Source organism: Pseudomonas sp. K5002 (genome assembly GCF_013386655.1).
Lineage (GTDB): Bacteria > Pseudomonadota > Gammaproteobacteria > Pseudomonadales > Pseudomonadaceae > Aquipseudomonas.
Genome location: NZ_JACARK010000603.1, coordinates 1 through 2307, shown reverse-complemented (window position 1 = coordinate 2307; position 2307 = coordinate 1). Strand labels below are relative to the sequence as shown.

Annotated in this window: 3 protein-coding genes; all 3 read right to left on the bottom strand. The window is 63.6% G+C overall.

What is annotated here, in order from left to right:
* The coding region (locus tag HX846_RS24505; protein WP_256739887.1) for an amidase family protein at nucleotides 1-287 on the bottom strand (287 nt) is incomplete at its 3' end.
* On the bottom strand, nucleotides 284-1594 hold the full coding sequence (locus HX846_RS24500; RefSeq protein WP_087692639.1) for a citrate-proton symporter: 1311 nt from the start codon (nucleotides 1592-1594) through the stop codon (nucleotides 284-286). The genes HX846_RS24500 and HX846_RS24505, both read right to left, overlap by 4 nt.
* A gap of 56 nt (nucleotides 1595-1650) precedes the next feature.
* Nucleotides 1651-2307: amidohydrolase (locus HX846_RS24495; RefSeq protein WP_178966251.1), on the bottom strand; the 657-nt coding region annotated here is incomplete at its 5' end.

Here is a 2307-nt window from a genome sequence, read left to right as displayed (position 1 = left end):
AGCGGCGAACCGAGGGTGGTGCGCAGGCCCCGGGTCGCCGCCAGGTCCTTGATCGCCTGGGGCATGCCGTGCATCCAGCCACGGGATTGGCCTTGGTCCAACTCGCGATCACGCTGCGCCGCTTCGGCCAGCACGTCCTCATGGGAGCGCAGCGAGACCAGCGCATTCACCGTCGGGTTGAAGCGTTCGACCTGGGCCAGATACGCCTGCATCACTTCATGGCAGGACACCTGCCGCGCATGGATCGCCCGAGACAGTTCGATGGCATCCAGTTCAACAATACTCAAGGTTTCACCTCGCTGGAAAACGGCGCCGGTCGTTTCGCCCGTGGCGCCTCATGCATGCAGTAAGTGCCCAGCAGCGTCAGGACGCAAGCGAACAGCACATAAAATGCCGGGGCTACCGGCGTGCCCAGCACCTTGCTGAGCCAGGTGACGATCAACGGCGCAAAGCCCCCGAATACCATCACCGCCACGTTGTACGCCACTGACACCCCGGTGGAGCGTACTTCGATGGGAAACTGCTCGGCCAGGGCCGTCGGCGCCGGGCCGAAAAAGCCGCCGATGGCAGTGCACAACATCACCTGCATCACCAGCAAACGCTCGATGGACGGTGCCGCCGCGACCCACACATACAGCGGGTACACCATCACAAAAAACGCCAGGGTGAACGCCATCAATACCGGGCGCCGACCGAACCGGTCCGACAGCAGGCCGGACAGCGGAATCACCACGGTCATCAGCGCCACCGCGAACATCTGCACCATCAACACCTGGTCCAGCGGCAGGCCGAGGTTCTTGTGGGCAAAGGTCGGCATGTTCACCAGCACCACGTAGAACGACACCGTTGCACCACAGGCCAGGCCCATCGAAACCAAGATGCTGCGGCGGTGGTCGCGGATGACGTCCATCAAGCTCGGCGCCGCACCCTTGGCCTGTTTGCGTGCCTCGATAAATTCCTCGGGGTCTTCCATGTGCCGGCGGATCCACAAGCCCACCGGGCCGATCAGCAAGCCGAAGATGAACGGCAGGCGCCAGCCCCAGACTTCAAGGGTTTGCGGCTCGAAGAAGTGCGTGACCAACGCCACCATCGCCGCGCCGCCGAACACCGCCAGGCACTGTCCCACCAACTGCCAGGAACCGTACAGGCCCTTGCGATGGGCCGGCGCGCTCTCCACCAGGAACGCCGTGGCACTGGCGTATTCACCGCCGGTGGCAAAGCCCTGGAGCATGCGCGCAACCACGATCAGCATCGGCGCGCCCATGCCGATGGCAGCATAGCTCGGGGCGAAAGCGATCAGGGCGATAGAGATGGTCATCAACCGGATGATCAGTTGCATCGCAGCCTTGCGGCCTTTGCGGTCCGAATACATGCCCAGCAGAATCCCGCCCACCGGGCGCATGAAGAAGCCGACGCCAAAGGTGGCCAGGGCCATCAGCAGCGAGGCGTATTCATCCTCCGAGGGGAAAAACTGCCGGGCGATAATGCTGGCGAGAAAGCCGTAGACGATGAAGTCATACCATTCCAGCGCATTGCCGATCACCGCCGCCACCACTTGGCGGGTGCGGGATACACCTTGTTTTGAAGCCTGCATGGGAACACTCCATTCAACCAGTCGGAAAAGGGTCCAGCGGCAGAAAAAAGAGGTCGTCAGGCGGGCTTGAGCCAGCTCTCGGCCAGCGCGCCCCAGTAGGCGGCGCCGGTCAACAGGATGTCGTCGTTGAAGTCATAGGCGGGGTTGTGGACCATCGGCCGCGACACGCCGTTGCCGATAAACAGGTAGCTGCCGGGGCAGCGTTGCAGCATCCAGGCGAAGTCTTCGCTGCCCATCAGCTTGGTGGTGTTGCCGTCGACGGCATCTTCACCCAGCAGGGCGACGCCGACCTGGCGGGCGAATTCGGTTTCTTCGGGATGGTTGACCAGCACCGGATAGGCCGGGCGATGTTCGATCTGCGCGGTGCAGCCGAAGCTCGCGGCCTGGGTCAGGATGATCGCCTTGACCCGCTCCAGCATCAGTTCACGCACGTTTGCATCCAGGGCACGCAGGCTCAAACGCAACAGTGCTTGCTGGGGAATCACGTTGGCCGCCTGGCCCGCTTGCAGGGCACCGACGGTCACCACGGCGGCTTCCTGGGCATTGATATTGCGCGCCACCACGGTCTGCAATGCCATGACCATACTGGCGGCGGCCACCAGCGGGTCGACCGTCAGGTGCGGCATGGAGCCATGGCCACCGACGCCTTCGAGGGTCACGGTGAGCAGGTCCTGGGAGGCCATCATCGGTCCAACGCGCAGGCCCAGATGGCC

What these genes read in the sequence shown, in the direction of transcription:
- HX846_RS24500 (WP_087692639.1), bottom strand. Translation starts at nt 1,594, where the DNA reads ATGCAGGCTTCAAAACAAGGTGTATCCCGCACCCGCCAAGTGGTGGCG.